This is a genomic window from Variovorax sp. 01N425, assembly GCF_056399465.1.
In genome coordinates this window covers 19,940-36,437 of record NZ_JBFTRJ010000008.1, presented here as the reverse complement: position 1 = coordinate 36,437, position 16,498 = coordinate 19,940, and the positions used below count along the sequence as shown (strand labels likewise).

7 protein-coding genes and 1 pseudogene are annotated in these 16,498 nt (G+C 65.9%); all 8 read right to left on the bottom strand.

Annotated elements, in window-relative coordinates:
* Positions 1–8: 8 nt before the first annotated feature.
* A complete protein-coding gene (locus tag AC1DSC_RS15685) occupies positions 9–7,712 on the bottom strand; it encodes a VCBS domain-containing protein (RefSeq protein WP_015865992.1) in 7,704 nt (2,567 codons plus the stop codon).
* Positions 7,713–8,119: 407 nt separating this feature from the next.
* Positions 8,120–8,493, bottom strand: a pseudogene (locus AC1DSC_RS15680) (IS3 family transposase); the annotation flags it as partial.
* Between the two features lie 337 nt (positions 8,494–8,830).
* Positions 8,831–10,111, bottom strand: a complete 1,281-nt coding sequence (locus tag AC1DSC_RS15675) for a porin (protein ID WP_015865993.1) — start codon at positions 10,109–10,111, stop codon at positions 8,831–8,833.
* A gap of 41 nt (positions 10,112–10,152) precedes the next feature.
* Positions 10,153–11,121 carry a tripartite tricarboxylate transporter substrate binding protein gene (locus AC1DSC_RS15670; RefSeq protein WP_015865994.1) on the bottom strand — a complete coding sequence of 323 codons (969 nt, stop codon included), beginning with the start codon at positions 11,119–11,121 and terminating at the stop codon, positions 10,153–10,155.
* On the bottom strand, positions 11,118–12,236 hold the full coding sequence (locus AC1DSC_RS15665) for a CobW family GTP-binding protein (protein WP_015865995.1): 1,119 nt from the start codon (positions 12,234–12,236) through the stop codon (positions 11,118–11,120). Before AC1DSC_RS15665 ends, AC1DSC_RS15670 begins: the two co-directional genes overlap by 4 nt.
* A complete protein-coding gene (locus AC1DSC_RS15660) occupies positions 12,233–12,607 on the bottom strand; it encodes a hypothetical protein (RefSeq protein ID WP_015865996.1) in 375 nt (124 codons plus the stop codon). The genes AC1DSC_RS15665 and AC1DSC_RS15660 overlap by 4 nt, the downstream gene beginning before the upstream one ends.
* A gap of 8 nt (positions 12,608–12,615) precedes the next feature.
* Entirely contained in the window at positions 12,616–14,409 is a 1,794-nt protein-coding gene (locus tag AC1DSC_RS15655; RefSeq protein WP_015865997.1) for a hydantoinase B/oxoprolinase family protein, read from the bottom strand.
* A complete protein-coding gene (locus tag AC1DSC_RS15650; protein ID WP_015865998.1) occupies positions 14,406–16,490 on the bottom strand; it encodes a hydantoinase/oxoprolinase family protein in 2,085 nt (694 codons plus the stop codon). Before AC1DSC_RS15650 ends, AC1DSC_RS15655 begins: the two co-directional genes overlap by 4 nt.
* Positions 16,491–16,498 lie beyond the last annotated feature (8 nt).

Here is a 16,498-nt window from a genome sequence, read left to right as displayed (position 1 = left end):
GCGGGCTCTCACACGCCGGCCTTGATGTCGTTGCTGTCGAAGGTGTCGGCCGGGTTGCTCAGCGCCAACGTCGCCACCAGCGTGCGGTTCGCGGCGCCCAGGCCGTCGGTGTCGTAGTACAGGTTGCCCGTCGCACTGTCGTAGATCACGTGCACGCCCGCGCCCACCGTGTCTCCCGCACCACCGCCGTTCAGGGACGCAAACTCGGCCGCCGACAGCGTGTTTCCGCTGGCGGTCGTGAGGGCCGTGAACGTCCCGCGCGACAGTTCGATCAGGTCGCCGCTCGCCGCTGATCCCGAAGCATCGAAGTCGGTGACCGAATCCACCGCGTTGGGTGCCGAGTCGAAGACGAAGGTGTCGTTGTCCGCGCCGCCGGTGAGTATGTCGGCGCCGGCCCCACCGACGATGCGGTCGTCGCCCGCAAGGCCGTTGATCACGTCGTTGCCGCCGCCGCCGCGCAATTGGTCGTTCGACGCCGAACCGGTGATCGTGTCGCCGAAGGCCGTGCCGATGACGCCCTCGAAGTTCTTGTAGCCGTCGGTGCCGAGCCCGGCGGCGCTGGCATTGAAGCTTGTCGTGCTGCTGCTTTGCGTCAGCGTGAACGTGAGGCCGGCGGTGCCGTCGGAGAAGTCGAGCAGGTCACCGGTGCCCCCTGCTCCATCGAGCGTGTCGTTGCCGGCGCCGCCGCGGATGATGTCGTTCGAGGCGCTGCCGGTGAGGGTGTCGGCCAGGCCCGTTCCGATCACGCCTTCGATGTTCTGGTAGGTGTCGTTGTTGCCGAGCCCGCCGGTGCCGTTGGCGATGCCGGTCGATACGGCACTCTGGACCAGCGTGAAATTGACTGCCACGGTACCGTCCGAGAAGTCCAGCAGGTCTTCGCTGCCGGCGCCGCCGTCCATCGTGTCACCGTTGCCGATGCCACCACGCAGCACATCGTTGCCGGCGCCGCCCGACAGTGTGTCGTTGCCGTCACCGCCAATCAGGAGATCGTTGCCGGCAGAGCCGATCAGCGTATCGGCTGCGTTGCCGGTCCCGCCGATGAAGACGTCGCCGCCCGCACCGCCGGTCAGGTTGTCGGCGCCGCCGCGGCTATCGATGAAGGAGGCCTGGTAGGTGCCGGTCGCGCTGAGATCGATCGTGTCGGCGCCGTTGCCGCTGGACACGGCCCTGACGTCGATCGTCGCCGTCGCCGTGGTGGTGCCCCCGGCGCCGTCCGACACGGTGTACTGGAAGCTGCCGGCCGTGGCTCCCGCCGTGCTGCCGCTGGTGAAGCTGATCGTGCCGTTGGCGGCGTCCAGGGTCAGGCCGGAAATTCCGACCGCGCCGCCGACGCTGGTGATTGTCAAGGCGAGACCGTCGATGTCGGTGTCGTTGCCGAGCAGCGAGTTCGCCGACAGCGTGACGAGCGTGCTGTCCGACACGATGATCCTGTCGGCCACGGCGACCGGATTGTCGTTCACCGCGCTGACGGTGATGCTCGCCGTGTCGGTGGCGCTCGAGAACGCAGAGCTGTTCCCGTTCGTGACTGTGCTCACCGTGGTGCCCGCCGCGCCGCTCGTCTGATCCCAGGCGCGGAAGGTGATGCCATCGCTGAGCGTCCCGTTGAAGTTCGAATTCCCCTGGAAGTAGACACGCGTGTTCGCGTTCGCAGCCAGCAGCAGTGCGGACGCGTTCGACACCGCCCCCACCGCCGCCCAGTTGGCGCCGCCGTTGGTGGAATACCACCAGCTTCCGTTGGTGGCGTTCGCGCCCGTCAACGCGATGCCCGTGATGGCGCCGTTGTCCGCGTCGGTCACGTTGTCGAGGCCGCCGGCTGGCGGATTCAGGTTCACCAGGCTCGATATGAGCGTCCCGACGGCCCCGACCGGTGCGCCGCCGTCCTCGTTGGCTGCCGCCAGGACGGGTGTCGCGGCAGAGCCCAGGACCGGTGCATCGTTGGTGCCGGCGATGGTCACGGTCACCACCCGGCTGGCTGTCCCGTCGGAAGACACCGCAGTGAAGCTGTCGCTGATCGACTGGCCGGCGCCCAGCTGCTGGATCGCCGCCTGGCTGTTGTTGGCCGTGTAGGTCCAGTTGCCATCGGCCGCCAGCGCGAAGCTGCCGTAGCCGTTGCTGCCGGCGGTGCCGGCCTGGGCTGTGAAGCTGGACTGCCCCGTGTCGACATCGGCGATCGTCAGCGCACCGTTGGTGCTCAGGTTCGGCGTCGAGGCATCCTCATTCACCACACCGCTCGCGACGCCACCAATCACTGGCACGTCGTTGGTCCCGGCAATGGTCACGGTCACCACCCGGCTGGCCGTGCCGTCGGATGACACCGCGGTAAAGCTGTCGTTGATCGATTGACCCGCGCCCAGCTGTTGGATCGCCGCCTGGCCATTGTTGGCCGTGTAGGTCCAGGCGCCATTGGCCGCCAGCGTGAAGCTGCCGTAGCCATTGCTGCCGGCGGTGCCTGCTTGGAGCGCGAAGTTCGACTGGCCCGCATCCACATCCGCGATAGTCAGCGCGCCACCGGTGCTCAGGTTCGGTGTCGAGGCATCCTCGCTCACCGCGCCACTGGCGACGCCGCCGATGACCGGCACGTCATTGGTACCGGTGATCGTCACCGTCACGAGCTGGCTCGCCGTGCCGTCGGAGGACACGGCGGTGAAGCTGTCGTTGATCGATTGACCTGCGCCCAGTTGCTGGATCGCCGCCTGGCTGTTGTTGGCCGTGTAGGTCCAGCTGCCGCCGGCCGTCAGCGTGAAGCTGCCGTAGCCGTTGCTGCCGCCGGCACTCGCTTGGGGCGCGAAGTTCGACTGGCCTTGGTCGGCATCGGCAATTGTCAGCGCACCGCCGGTGCTCAGGTTCGGTGTCGAGGCGTCCTCGCTCACCGCCCCGCTGGCCACGCCACCGATCGCCGGCACGTCGTTGGTCCCGGTAATGGTCACGGTCACCACCCGGCTGGCGGTGCCATCCGACGACACCGCGGTGAACCTGTCGTTGATCGATTGACCCGCGCCCAGCTGCTGGATCGCGCTTTGGCTGTTGTCGGCCGTGTAGGTCCAGTTGCCGTCGGTTGCCAGCGCGAAACTGCCGTAGCCATTGCTGCCGGCGGTGCCGGCCTGGGCTGCAAAACTGGACTGTCCTGCATCCACATCGGCGATCGTCAGCGCGCCGCTGGCCGCAAGGCTGCCCCCCGCCACCGCAATATCTTCTTGCGCCGCGCCGCTGGCGACGCCGCCGATGACCGGCACATCGTTGGTCCCGGTAATGGTCACCGTCACCACCTGGCTGGCCGTCGCATCGGACGACACTGCCGTGAAACTGTCGCTGAGCGATTGACCTGCGGCCAGCTGTTGGATTGCTGCCTGGCTGTTGTCGGCCGTGTAGCTCCAGTTGCCGTCGGCCGCCAATGTGAAGCTGCCGTAGCCGTTGCTGCCGCCGGCACTCGCTTGGGGCGCGAAGTTCGACTGGCCGGCATCTACATCGACGATCGTCAACGCCCCGCTGGCCGCGAGGCTGCCCCCCGCCACCGCAATATCTTCTTGCACCGCGCCGCTGGCGACGCCGCCGATGACCGGCACGTCATTGGTGCCAGTGATCGTCACCGTCACGAGCTGGCTGGCCGTACCGTCGGACGACACAGCAGTGAAGCTATCGCTGACCGACTCGCCGGCGCCCAACTGCTGGATCGCCGCCTGGCTGTTGTTGGCCGTGTAGGTCCAGCTGCCATCGGCCGCCAGCGTGAAATTGCCGTAGCCGTTGCCGCCGGTGGTGCCGGCCTGGGGCGTGAAGTTGGACTGACCCTGGTCGACATCGGCAATCGTCAGCGCACCACTGGTGCTCAGGTTCGGCGTCGAGGCATCCTCGCTCACCGCGCCGGTGGCAACGCCACCGATCACCGGTACATCGTTGGTCCCGGCAATGGTCACGGTCACGAGCTGGCTGGCCGTGCCGTCAGAGGACACGGCGGTGAAGCTGTCGCTGATCGATTGACCGACGCCAAGTTGCTGGATCGTGCTTTGGTTGTTGTCAGCCGCATAAGTCCAAGTGCCGCCGGCCGCGAGCGTGAAGCTGCCATAGCCATTGCTGCTGGCAGTGCTCGCTTGAGGCGCAAAGTTCGACTGGCCGGCATCCACATCGGCGATCGTCAGCGCCCCACTGGCCGCGAGGCTGCCACCGGACACCGCAACGTCTTCTTGTACCGCGCCGCTGACTACGCCGCCAATCACCGGAACATCATTGGTCCCGGTGATGGTCACAGTCACGAGTTGGCTGGCCGTCCCATCGAACGACACCGCCGTGAAACTGTCGCTGATCGCCTCGCCGGCGCCCAACTGCTGGATCGCTGCCTGGCTGTTGTCGGCCGCATAAGTCCAAGTGCCGTCGGCCGCCAGCGTGAAGCTGCCGTAGCCGCCGCTGCCGGCGGTGCTTGCTTGAGGCGCGAAGTTCGACTGGCCCGCATCCACATCGGCGATCGTCAGCGCGCCACCGGTGCTCAGGTTCGGCGTCGAGGCATCCTCGCTCGCCGCGCCGGTGGCGACACCACCAATCACAGGTACATCGTTGGTGCCAGTGATCGTCACTGTCACGAGTTGGCTGGCCGTGCCGTCGAAGGACACTGCGGTGAAGCTGTCGCTGAGCGACTCCCCGGCACCCAGTTGCTGGATCGCTGCCTGGCTGTTGTCGGCGGTGTAGATCCAGTTGCCGTCGGCCGCGAGCGTGAAGCTGCCATAGGCGTTGCTGCCGGCTGTGCCGGCCTGGGCTGTGAAGCTGGACTGGCCTTGGTCGACATCGGCGATCGTCAACGCACCGCCGGTGCTCAGGTTCGGAGTCGAGTCATCCTCGCTCAGCGCGCCGCTGGCGACGCCGCCGATCACCGGCACATCGTTGGTCCCGGTGATGGTCACCGTCACGAGTTGGCTGGCCGTTCCATCGGACGAGACGGCAGTAAAGCTGTCGCTGAGCGACTGGCCGGCACCCAGCTGCTGGATCGCGCTTTGGCTGTTGTCGGCCGTGTAGGCCCAAGTGCCATCAGCCAGCAAGTTGAAGCTGCCGTAGCCGTTGCTGCCGGCAGTGCCGGCCTGGGCTGTGAGGCTGGACTGGCCTTGGTCGACATCGGCAATCGTTAACGCACCGCCGGTGCTCAGGTTTGGTGTCGAGGCATCCTCGGTCACCGCGCCGCTGGCGACGCCGCCGATCACCGGCACGTCGTTGGTCCCGGTGATCGTCACCGTCACGAGCTGGCTGGCCGTTCCATCGGACGAGACTGCAGTGAAACTGTCGCTGATCGACTCGCCGGCACCCAACTGCTGGACCGCTGCCTGGCTGTTGTCGGCCGTGTAGCTCCAGCTGCCATCAGCCAGCAAGTTGAAGCTGCCGTAGCCATTGCTGCCGGCAGTGCTCGCTTGTGGCGCGAAGTTCGATTGACCCTGGTCGACATCGGCAATCGTCAGCGCACCACTGGTGCTCAGGTTCGGCGTCGAGGCATCCTCGCTCACCGCGCCGGTGGCGACTCCACCGATCACCGGCACGTCGTTGGTGCCGGTAATCGTCACGGTCACCACCTCGCTGGCGGTGCCATCCGACGACACCGCGGTGAAGCTGTCGCTGATTGATTGACCTGCACCAAGCTGCTGAATCGCGCTCTGGCTGTTGTCGGCCGTATAGGTCCAGCTGCCATCGGCCGCCAGCGTGAAGCTGCCGTGGCCGTTGCTGCCAGCGGTGCTCGCTTGAGGCGCGAAGTTCGATTGACCCTGGTCGACATCGGCAATCGTCAATGCACCGCCGGTGCTCAGGTTCGGCGTCGATGCATCCTCGCTCACCGCACCGCTGGCGACGCCGCCGATCACCGGCACGTCGTTGGTGCCGGTGATCGTCACCGTCACTATCTGACTGGCTGTGCCGTCGGAAGACACGGCAGTGAAGCTATCGCTGATAGACTGGCCGGCGCCCAGCTGCTGGATGGCGTTTTGGCTGTTGTCGGCCGTGTAGGTCCAGCTGCCGTCGGCCGCCAGCGTGAAGTTGCCGTGGCCGTTGCTGCCAGGAACGCTGGTTTGGGGTGCGAAGTTCGACTGGCCCTGGTCGACATCGGCGATCGTCAATGCACCGCTGGTGCTCAGGTTCGGCGTCGAGGCATCCTCGCTCACCGTGCCGGCGGCAATGCCGCCGATCACCGGCACGTCGTTGGTCCCCGTCACCGTCACAGTGATCTGCTGCTGGACCGTGCCGCCGTGGCCATCGGCGATGCTGACGGTGAAGGTCTCCGTCGCCGTCTGGCCCTGGGCCAGATACTGAGTGGCCGCGTTGGCAACGCTGTAGTTCCACGTCACCGTGCCGTCGCCCGCGCCCGTGGCCGCATCGCTGACGCCAGCCGTCAAGACACCGCCCAGCGTGTTGCCTGGACCGGCCGCCACGCTGACGCTGTGCGCATCGCTCAGGTCCACGTCGTCGAAGGTGATCGTGCCGCTGTCGCCCAGGGTCGGCGTCGCCGCATCCTCGGTCACCGCCGCAGCGGCATCGGCTGTACCAATCGTCGGCGCGTCGTTGGTGCCGGTGATGGTCACGTCGATCTGCCGAGTGACGATGCCGCCATGCTGATCGTTCACCGTGATAGTGAAGCTCTCGACCCGGATCTGACCAGCGGCCAGGTACTCGACCGCCGCGGCATCCACGGTGTAAGTCCAGGTGATCTGGCCGCCAGTACCGGTCCCCGTGGTGTCGCCGCTCCTGACCGCTGTCAGGCTTCCCAGCACACTGCCGACCGGCGTGCCGGTGGCGCTCACCAAGTGCACATCGCTCAGGTCCAGGTCACTGAAGCCGATAACGCCGCTGTCGCTCAAATTGCCCGCCGGCGCAACCTGCTCGCTCACCGCACCCGCCAGGTCCTGGGCTGTGATCACCGGACCATCGTTGGCGCCGGTGATGGTGATGGTCACTGCGGCCAGTCCCCTACCACCATCGGCGTCCATCACCTCGTAGCTGAAGGTGTCGGTTGCGCTCTCGCCCGCTGCCAAGTATTGAAAATCGGCTGTATGGGGCTGGTACTGGAAATACCAGGTCGACGGATCGCCCATCGCCGGTTGAACGAGCGTCGCCGTCCCGTGGGCCGGCGCCGAGGCCAGCGCCAAGCTCTTGACCAAGTCGGGGACCAGATCGTTCTGCAGCACGTGGACTTGGATCCCCGAGCCGTCTTCGGTCGTCGCGCCCGTATCGCCCAGCGCCTTCACCGCCTCGTTGGCCGGATTCACCTCTACCCCGTCCACGAAGACTCTCAGGACTTCAGTCATCTGGACGGTCAGCGTGGACGACCCGAAGCTGAAAACGAAATCGCTGGCCGAGCCATTGGAAACCTCTCCAGTTCTCGCGTTGGTCACTGCCGCAAGATGGGTCAGATAGGCAGCGATCTGCGTCTGGGTGGAAGCCTCCAGCCACTGGGTCCGCGTGAACTGGAGCTGGAGCGTATCGACACCCGCCCCGCCGGTGTACACGTCGCTGGTGCCCGCTGCGGCGTTTTCGCTGACGTTGTAGATCAGGGTGTCGGCCCCCGATCCTCCGTTGAGCTGGTCACTACCGCTGCCGCCATCGAGCGTGTCGTTTCCCGCGCCGCCATTCAATGAATCGTTCCCGGCTCCGCCGCTGACGCTGTCGTCCCCGTTGCCGCTGTTGATGGTGTCGCTGCCGGCCGTGCCGGTGAGAAGGTCGTTGCCGTTGGAGCCGGTAATGGTGGTCATGTGCTTCCTTGGTGAACGCCGGAAAGCCGGCGCGTTCCGATCTCGACCCTGGATTCCTTTTGTTCGCAAATTAGATCGCGCCGGCAATGCGAGCACATGGAGAGAATGTCCTTCCTTCTCTATCGGTAAGTCCCGGGTTGCCGCTGAAAAGCCTGGTACTTTTGTCCTGCCGATGCATCCGCCTCTGCCGGCATGCCGCGCCAGTGGCAGACCGGGACGAGCGGGAACAGCGTGGGCACGGCCACACTCCATGCGGGACAATAGGAATAAGAACGAACTCGCCGACGCGAGGTCAATGATTGCCATGGCGGCAATCCTCCCAGACGTGCATGCAGCATCGCCACTTCCGCCAGAAAGCGCACTTGGACTGGTTTGATGCCGTAAGCCGGAGGTTCTCTCGGTCCCGATGGGGCTGCGGCGGCCACGGAGTTCTTGATCGCTTCTCGCCGTACCCAGCGGATGTGGGAATCAACGAGCTCTATGAATTGCTCGATGGTCGTGGTCTTCCAGTTCCGGAGATGGAACAACTCCGTCTTCAGCCGTCCGAAGAAGCCTTCGCACGCCGCGCTGTCACGTGAGCAACCTTTGCGAGACATCGAGCGAATGAGCTTCGCATGTGCGATCCGCGAGAGCCAGCTTGGCCAGCGATCGTGGGCGCCACGAACGGAATGGGCGACGGGCTGGTCGTTGGTATCGACCACCGTCTCGATGGCCGCATCTAGCATGTATTGACGAGCTCAGCGCCCGGGTGCGTCCCAATGGACCAACTGATGACCAGGCCCTGCGACGCTGCGGTCCGAACGCGGATGTCCCGATGAAAAAAGCCGCATCAGCGGCGAGTTTCTGGTGCTGGTGTCACGACAGCCTCGGCATCGGCTGGCCGGGACTGCCCGCCCTGCGCCGATCTGGTTGTTCCGACCGGGTCCTGAATTCCGCGGCGGTGCGATGCGGCTCGGTAAACCCCCGGCCGCCTGCATTTCGCACCTCCGCAACAATCCTCTAGCCATATGACCGCCGCCGGCATATCCCTACGTATCCGTCCGCTCCCTTGGCAGTTCGCCGCGAAGGGATCCGGCATCGAGCGCCAAATTTCCTGGTGCGCCCTGCGTTTTGCACCATCAGAACGCGTGCCGGATGCCGAAGTCGTATCCGGTCGAACTGCGTGGGGCGAATCCCGATATTCCGGCGCCTGTCGTGAGATACGTCACACCACCCGTCACAGCCCCCATGATCGCCGGATTGTTCTGCCCGTTCTTGATCCGGATCCGGGCTGCCGTCGCATACAGCGCCGTGCGCTTGGAGAGGTTGTAGTCGAACCCGATCGCAAGCTTGTTGACCGACGCATCACGCCGCGGTGTCAGCGGGGTCGCCAGCGGGCCCAAATCGTTGTCGAACTTGACGCGTGAATAGGCCGCCTTGATCAGCCCCGCACCGACGGGCACGGTAATGCCCACAAGACCGCCCTTGTACTTGTCCGAATCACGCAGCGTCAAGGAGCCCAGCACCGGCACCGGCGCGCTCGACAGCGCCTGGTCCCTGACCTGCGAGAGCTCACCGAAGATCTTCATGAAGCCGAAATCGTACGAAGCGCCGAGATTGATGGTCTTGATCTTCTCGCGCAGATTGACGCCGGTTGGCAATCCGACGGGACTCACGCCGGTGGTGTCCGCTGCCGTGCTCTCCCCGTAGGCCAAGGCGACATCGAACGGACCGGCCGCATAGCCCAGGCGACCACCGAAGTAGCGCCCTTTCTGGCTTGGACTTCCGGGCAGGCTGCTCTGCGAAACGTTCTCGTGCAAGGCGTACTGGAACTGACCATAGACGCCACCCAGATTGGGCGGAAGAAAGTAGCCGATGCTGTTGCTGGTGCGAAGATAGTTGTCGGAGGCCGCTACCGCGGAACCAGGGCCTCTTACTGTCTGCAAGTTGGTCCCCACGCTCGACACGACATTGGCGCCGACGCCGATCGTGCTGAACGGGCTGAACACCGAGTCGTTCCAGAAAGTCGGGGTGAAGTCGCGGCCCAGCCGAACCTCGCCGAAAGGGCCCGACAAGCTCACGGTGGACCTGCGAGCGAAACTTGCGATCGCGGTGGCACCGTTGTCCGGTGTCGTGCCGGCTTCCAGCCAAAAGCCGGCGGCAAGTCCACCGCCGAGATCCTCCGTGCCGCGGAAGCCCAGGCGGCTGTTGGAGGTCCCGCTGTTGGACAAGGCCGTCTGGCTCCGGGTGACGCTCGGCGATGCGATGGCGGGCGACGCCGTGTTGTTGTAGAAGTCGCTCCTGGCGCTGTAGTGGCTGACGCCGACGTCGACGACGCCGAAGAGTGTGACGGACGACTGGGCGGTCGCCGCGGTGGCGCAGGACAGCAGGCTCGCTGCCACGAGCGTGGTTCTGTTCATGGTCTGATCTCCTTGGGTGAAAGCGGTGCGCGGCGTCCGTGTCATTCGGGCTTGAAGCCGGCGCTCTTGAGCAGGTCGGCGCTTTGGGCCACGAAGCCGGCCACATAGCGTTTGAATTGCTCGGCGTCCTGGATCACCGGTTCGACGCCGAGGTTGGCCAGCGCGCCCGACCTGCCCAGCTCGGACATGGCGGCGTTGATCGCGCTGTTGAGCAACTGGACGCGATCGGCGGGCGTGCCTTTGGGGGCCCATACGCCATACCACGACCCGTACGTGAAACCCGGCAGTCCGCTCTCCTGCACCGTCGGGACGTCCGGCGCGAGCGGACTGCGCTTGGCGGCGCTGATGGCGATCGGCCGAACCCGCCCGGCCTTGGCCAACGGCATGACCGAGATCATCGAGTCCATCAAAAGCTGCACGTGCCCGCCCCCGACGTCCACCAGCGCGGGTTGCGTACCCTTGTAAGGGACGTAGGTGAACTTGACGTTGCCCTGCTTGGCCAAAAGTAGTGTGGCCAGGTGGCTGGGTGCACCCGCAGCGGGGATGGCCGCCGTCCACTTGTCCGGCTCTTTTTTCGCCGCGGCGAGCACCTCGGTGAGTTTCCGGGGCTCGAGCTGGGGCGCAATGACGAGCATCAGCGGTGCCTCGGCCACGCGCGCAATCGGGGAGAAGTCCGTTTGCGGGTCGTAGGGCGGCGTGCTCATGACCTCCTTGGCCAGCACGTGCGTCGCCGCGGAGAACAGCAAGGTGTAGCCGTCGGCGGGCGCCGTCTGCACAACCTTGCCGCCCAGCGAGCCGTTGGCCCCGGCGCGGTTCTCCACGATCACCGGCACCCCCGAGAACTGGGTCTGCAGCTGGTGGGCCAGCAGGCGCGCGATGTTGTCCACGCCGCCGCCTGCCGCAAACGGAACGACGATTCGGATCAACCGATCGGGGAACTTGGCGGTCTGGGCCCAGGCAGGCGCGACCGCGAGCACCGCGCATGCGGCCAGTACTTTCAGCGATTTCATGGAGTCTCCTTGAGTTGTGATGAGGGGTCCGGTGAAGACGCGGCAGGGCGCCTCTGCCGCCCACGTCGTTCGAAAACGCGCAGAGACTCGTCCATCGCTTCCGCGTCGACGCCTCGGGTGATGAAGACAATCCGGGTGCGTCGGTCCGGGCTCGGCCAAGCCGACAATGACACCGGTGGCTGGTACAGATGCTGTACGCCGTGAAAGACAAGCGGCTGCTCCGGCTGCTCCTGCAGATTGACGATTCCTTTCACACGCAGCAGGTCTTCACCCCGCATCGCGATCACCATGTCGAGCCAGGCATAGAAGCCGTCTCGCGGCAACGGATCGTCGCGAACTAGGACGAATGAGGTGATCCCGCCCGAATGGGGAGATGGCTCGCCTGAGGCGCCTGGGCCGCCGGTGACCGGCATCGGCCTGTAGAACAGCCCGCGCTCTGCGGGGACCGGCCGCGCGTCGTCCGCGCGCGTCTCCATCGTCTGCCGCAACACGGCCACGTGCACTTCGCGCTGCTGGTGCACCGTGCCCGTGGGATTCAGGCTCCTCACGCAGTCGAGCAACGCCTGCGATGCCGGTTCGCCCAGGAGGTCGGTCTTTGTGAGGAAGAGGTGGTCGGCCATGGCGATCTGCCGCGCGGCCTCCGGATGCCGATCCAGCGTGCGAAACGCCAGCACTGCGTCGACCGTGCAGCACACGCCCGCCAGCCTGAAGCGATCCTTGACGGCAGGCTCTCCCATCAAGGTCCGGAGGATCGGGGCCGGGTCGGCCAGGCCGCTGGTTTCGATCAATACCTGGCACAGCGCCGAGCCATCGGAGACGGCTCTCTCGACGAGTCCCACCAGCGCGCCGATGAGATCGCCGCGCACCGCACAGCACATGCAGCCGTTGGCCAGCAGGATGGTGTCTTCCGTCGTGTGTGCGATCAGGTCGTGGTCGATGCCGATTTCACCGAACTCGTTGACGATGACTGCGGTGCCGTGCAGATCAGGTTCGCGCAGCAGCTCGTTGAGGAGCGTCGTCTTTCCGCTGCCGAGGAATCCGGTCAGCACCGTCACGGGCACGCGCACCTGCCCGGGCTGGTCGGCTGCCAGCAGCGAGGAGAAGTGGCCGCTCATGACCCTGCCTGCTGTCGCCCGCCATGAAGCTCGGCGAAAGAGTTCAAGGTCCGTTCCAGCCTGGCCAGCAGCCATTCGCTCGCCTCGGCGGGAAACTCGTCGCGCTCGAGGTCTTCCAGGAGCTTCTGAAGCGGCAGACCGGTGGCTTCGGACGTCGGGCGAGCCCGGAAGAATTGCTCCACGTCGGCAACACCCGAGCGCAGGCCTTGATCCTCGAGGTAGTCGACGATGTCCAGTTCGAAGTCGACCAGCTGGAGGCTGACGCCGCCGGCACCGCAGCCGCAGCTGGACCCGAGTGCCACGTGACGCATCGCGAGCTCGCTCCACAGGCGTGAGAGCCTGGCGGCGCGCAGCGACACGTCTTCGGCCATGACGAGGCTCACTGCCCGTCCCAGGCGACGTCGAGCGAGGCGCCATTGCGCAAGGCGCTCGGTGCCTTCCGGAGCGTGCGCGTGGCCTCCTGGTCGACCTGCCCTTTGGAGTCCAGCGCAACGCGATAGACCCGGCGCGCCACCTCGCTGCTCACGTAGCCCTCGCGCACGTCCTCTGCGACCAGGTCGATATCCCGATCCAGCGGATCGCCGAAGCCGCCACCGCCGCCCGACAGCATCTTGTAGGCATCGCCGCGTTCCAGCCGCACGTTGAAGATCTTTGCGTTCAGGTGGTCGCTCTTCCATTCGCCCTTGTGCCGCACGGCCAGGCCGTTGCCCATGGCGTCTCCGCCGCCCTCCAGGCCCCATGGCTTGCAGTGGACACGGTCGATGCGGGTGGTGACGGTGAAGGGCGAGAGCGCCTGCACCACCATCTCCGCGCCCAGGCCGCCGCGGTACCGGCCGGCGCCGGCACTGTCCTGACGGATCTGGTACTTCTCGACCAGCACCGGGTACTTGGCCTCGAGCTGCTCGGTCGGGCTGTTGTGGGTGTCGCCGTCGTTGATGCAGACCGTGACCGAGACGCCATCTTCCGTCGACTTCGCGCCCCAGCCTCCGCCCAGCGGCCCGATGCCGACGATGAAGAGCCGCCCGTCCTCTGGCGAGATGCCGTGGATGTTGGGAAACACCAAGTCGGCGTGGTGGCCGGCGATGGAGCGATCGGGAATGGCTGGCGCCAGTGCCTTGAAGATCGTGTCGATCACCGTCATCGGGAAGGTCATCCACACCCGCATCGGGTACGGGCGCTCGGCACTGATCACCGTGCCCATCGGCATGATCACCTTCAGCGAGCGAAAGCTTCCGTCGTTGACCGGGTAATCGGTCGGCGTGGTCAGGCACTTGTAGGCCACCTGGGCGCAGGCGATGCCGGTGGTGAAGCCCGAGTTGTAGAAGCCGCGAACCTGCTTGCTGACGTCGGACAGGTCCACCGTCATCTCATCACCGGTGACGGTCACCTTGACGCGGATCGGGATGCGCTTGCCAATCTCGAGTCCGTCGTCGTCCATGAAGGACTCGGCCTCGTACACGCCATCGGGAATCGACAGGGTGTTCTTGCGCGCCACGGCCTCTGAAGAGTCCATGATCTGGCGGATCGAGCCGTTCACTGCATCCACGCCATAGCGCTGCAGCAGCTCCACGTAGCGGCGCTCGCCGGTGGTGATCGCGGTGATCTGGGCGCGCAGGTCGCCCAGGGCGCGATCGGCCAGCCGCACGTTCATCGCGATGATGTCGATCAGGTCCTGGTTGACGACGCCTTCGCGCTGGTACTTCATGATGGGGATCTGGATCCCCTCGCTGAAGATGTCGGTGGTGACGTTGCCGAGCGTGCCGCCCACGTCGAGCCAGTGCGCCATGCAGCAGGTGAAGCCTTCGAGCCTGCCCTCGTGGAACACCGGCATCGTGAACGTGAAGTGGTTCAGGTGGCTGCCGGTGGTGTAGGCGTCGTTCGTGACCAGGATGTCGCCCGGCAGGATGTTCTCGTAGCCGAAGTGCCTGATCTTCGCCTTCACCGTCTCGGACATGCCGCGGATGAACATCGGCAGGCCCAAGCCGATCGAGACCGTGTCGCCCTCCTTGGTGAAGAGCCCGACGGTGAAGTCCAGCGCCTCGTAGATGATCAGGTTGTAGGCGGTGCGCGTGAGATTGGTCTTCATCTCCTCCGTCACGGCGTACAGGCCGTTGCGAATGATCTCGACGGTGACCGGGTCGACCGCGGCCGCTGGGGTTTGGGGGGTGCTCATGATCGATCGCTCCCGATGGAAATTTGAAGGTTGCCGAGTTCGTCCACGCGCATCTCGTCGCCTGGCTGCATCACGGTGGTGGAGGCGTGCTCCTCGATCAGCGCGGGGCCGCTGATGACGTTGCCCGCGCGCAGCCGGTCGCGCTTGTAGATGGGCGTGTCGGCCCAGCCGCCAGAGCGGAAGTACACCGGTTTGACCGCACGCATTGCGGCCTTCTCGGGCTTGGACGACCCCTCGTCGACGCTGTGCTTGGGCGGCTTCTTCATGATGCCGAGCACAGTGACGCGCAGGCTCACCAGGTCCGCCGGCTCCTTCGGCGCCGACGTGCCATAGCGCACCTTGTGCAGTTCATCGAACTGCTGCTTGATCGCCGAACGGTCCTTGCCTTCGAAGAACGCCAGCGGAAGGTCGACCGTCACCGCGTGCTCCTGGCCCACGTAGCGCATATCGGCCGCGCGCTCGATCACGACGCCGTCCGCCTTCACGCCGGACTGCGCCAGCGCGGCGCGGCCCTCGTCTTCCATCGTCTTGTAGGCGGATTCGATCTCCTCGAAGGAGACGTCGTTGAGCTTGCGGAACACCGAGCGCACGTAGTCGTAGCGCAAGTCGGAGAACAGCATCCCGTAGGCCGAGAAGTAGCCCGGCGCGTACGGAATCAGCACCTTGCGGATGCCGATCTCGCGTGCAATCGCCGAGGCATGCAGCGGGCCGGCGCCGCCGTACACCACCATGGTGAAGCTGCCGGCGTCCAGGCCGCGCTCGGTGGTCACGGCCTTCACGGCGTGCGACATCTGCGTCACCGCGATGCGCAGGATGCCGTCGGCCGCCTCGGTCGGGTCCAGGCCCAGCGGGCCGGCCACGCGCTCGGCCATCTGGCGCTTGCAGCCTTCCAGGTCGAGCTTGAGTTCGCCGCCCAGGAAGTTGTCGGCGTCGAGCCGGCCCAGCACCAGGTTGGCGTCGGTCACGGTCGGCTCCTTGCCGCCGCGTCCATAGGCCACCGGCCCGGGAATGGAGCCCGCGCTCTGCGGCCCCACACGCAGCGCGTTGCCGGTCTCCACGCGGGCGATCGAACCGCCGCCGGTGCCGACCTCGTGGATGTCCATCATCGGAATCTGGATCGGCAGCGCGCGCTCGTAGCCGCCGATCAGCGCCGAGCCCGTCGTGAGCGGCCGCCCCTGGCTGATCACGCCCGCCTTGGCCGTCGTGCCGCCCATGTCGAAGGCAATCGCATCGCCCATGCCGAGTTGTGCACAGATCGCCTGCGCGCCGATCACGCCGGCTGCGGGGCCGGACTCCAGCATCCGGACGCAGCCGACGCGTGCATGCTCGATCGGAAACAGGCCACCGGTCGACTGCACGACGTAGAAGTCGCCGCCGAAGCCCTTGTCGGAAAGGTGCGTCTCGAGCTGGCCGAGATATTCGGAGACACGGGGCCCGACGTAGGCGTTGGCCACGACCGTGGAGACGCGCTCGAACTCGCGGTATTCCTGAGAAAGCTCGTGCGAAGCGGAGACGAAGGCGCCCGGCAGTTCTTCCTGCAGGATCTGCTTGACGCGCTGCTCGTGCGCCGGATTGCGATACGAGTGCAGCAGCAGCACCGCCACCGCTTCGATGTTCTGGCTCTTCAGCTCGCGCGCCAGTTCGCGCACCGCGCCCTCGTCCAGTGGCTTGTGCAAGCTGCCGTCGGCGCGCAGGCGCTCGGTCACCTCGAAGCGCAGCGAGCGCTTGACCAGCGGCTGGTGCTTGTTGAAGAACAGGTTGTAGGCATCGGGACGGTTGACGCGGCCGATCTCGTAGATGTCGCGAAAGCCTTCCGTGATCAGCAGGGCCGTGTTGGCGCCGGTGCGCTCCAGCAGCGTGTTGATGGCAATGGTGGAGCCGTGCAGGAACAGCTGCCCGTTACGCACATCGATGTCGGCGCTGTCCAGCGTGGCCTGGATGCCATTGACGAGCTGGCCGTGGGTCGAGAGCGCCTTGCCGAACAGCAGCTTGCCGGTGGCCTCGTCGAAGGCGGCCATGTCGGTGAAGGTGCCGCCGATGTCGACCGCGATGCGCAGATTGGGGGTGGAGGGGGTGGCCATGATGTGTC

Bases quoted from the DNA above. Each gene is read 5' to 3' on its own strand.
- AC1DSC_RS15685 (WP_015865992.1), bottom strand. From the start codon at position 7,712: ATGACCACCATTACCGGCTCCAACGGCAACGACCTTCTCACCGGCACG.
- AC1DSC_RS15675 (WP_015865993.1), bottom strand. From the start codon at position 10,111: ATGAACAGAACCACGCTCGTGGCAGCGAGCCTGCTGTCCTGCGCCACC.
- AC1DSC_RS15670 (WP_015865994.1), bottom strand. From the start codon at position 11,121: ATGAAATCGCTGAAAGTACTGGCCGCATGCGCGGTGCTCGCGGTCGCG.
- AC1DSC_RS15665 (WP_015865995.1), bottom strand. From the start codon at position 12,236: ATGAGCGGCCACTTCTCCTCGCTGCTGGCAGCCGACCAGCCCGGGCAG.
- AC1DSC_RS15660 (WP_015865996.1), bottom strand. From the start codon at position 12,607: ATGGCCGAAGACGTGTCGCTGCGCGCCGCCAGGCTCTCACGCCTGTGG.
- AC1DSC_RS15655 (WP_015865997.1), bottom strand. From the start codon at position 14,409: ATGAGCACCCCCCAAACCCCAGCGGCCGCGGTCGACCCGGTCACCGTC.
- AC1DSC_RS15650 (WP_015865998.1), bottom strand. From the start codon at position 16,490: ATGGCCACCCCCTCCACCCCCAATCTGCGCATCGCGGTCGACATCGGC.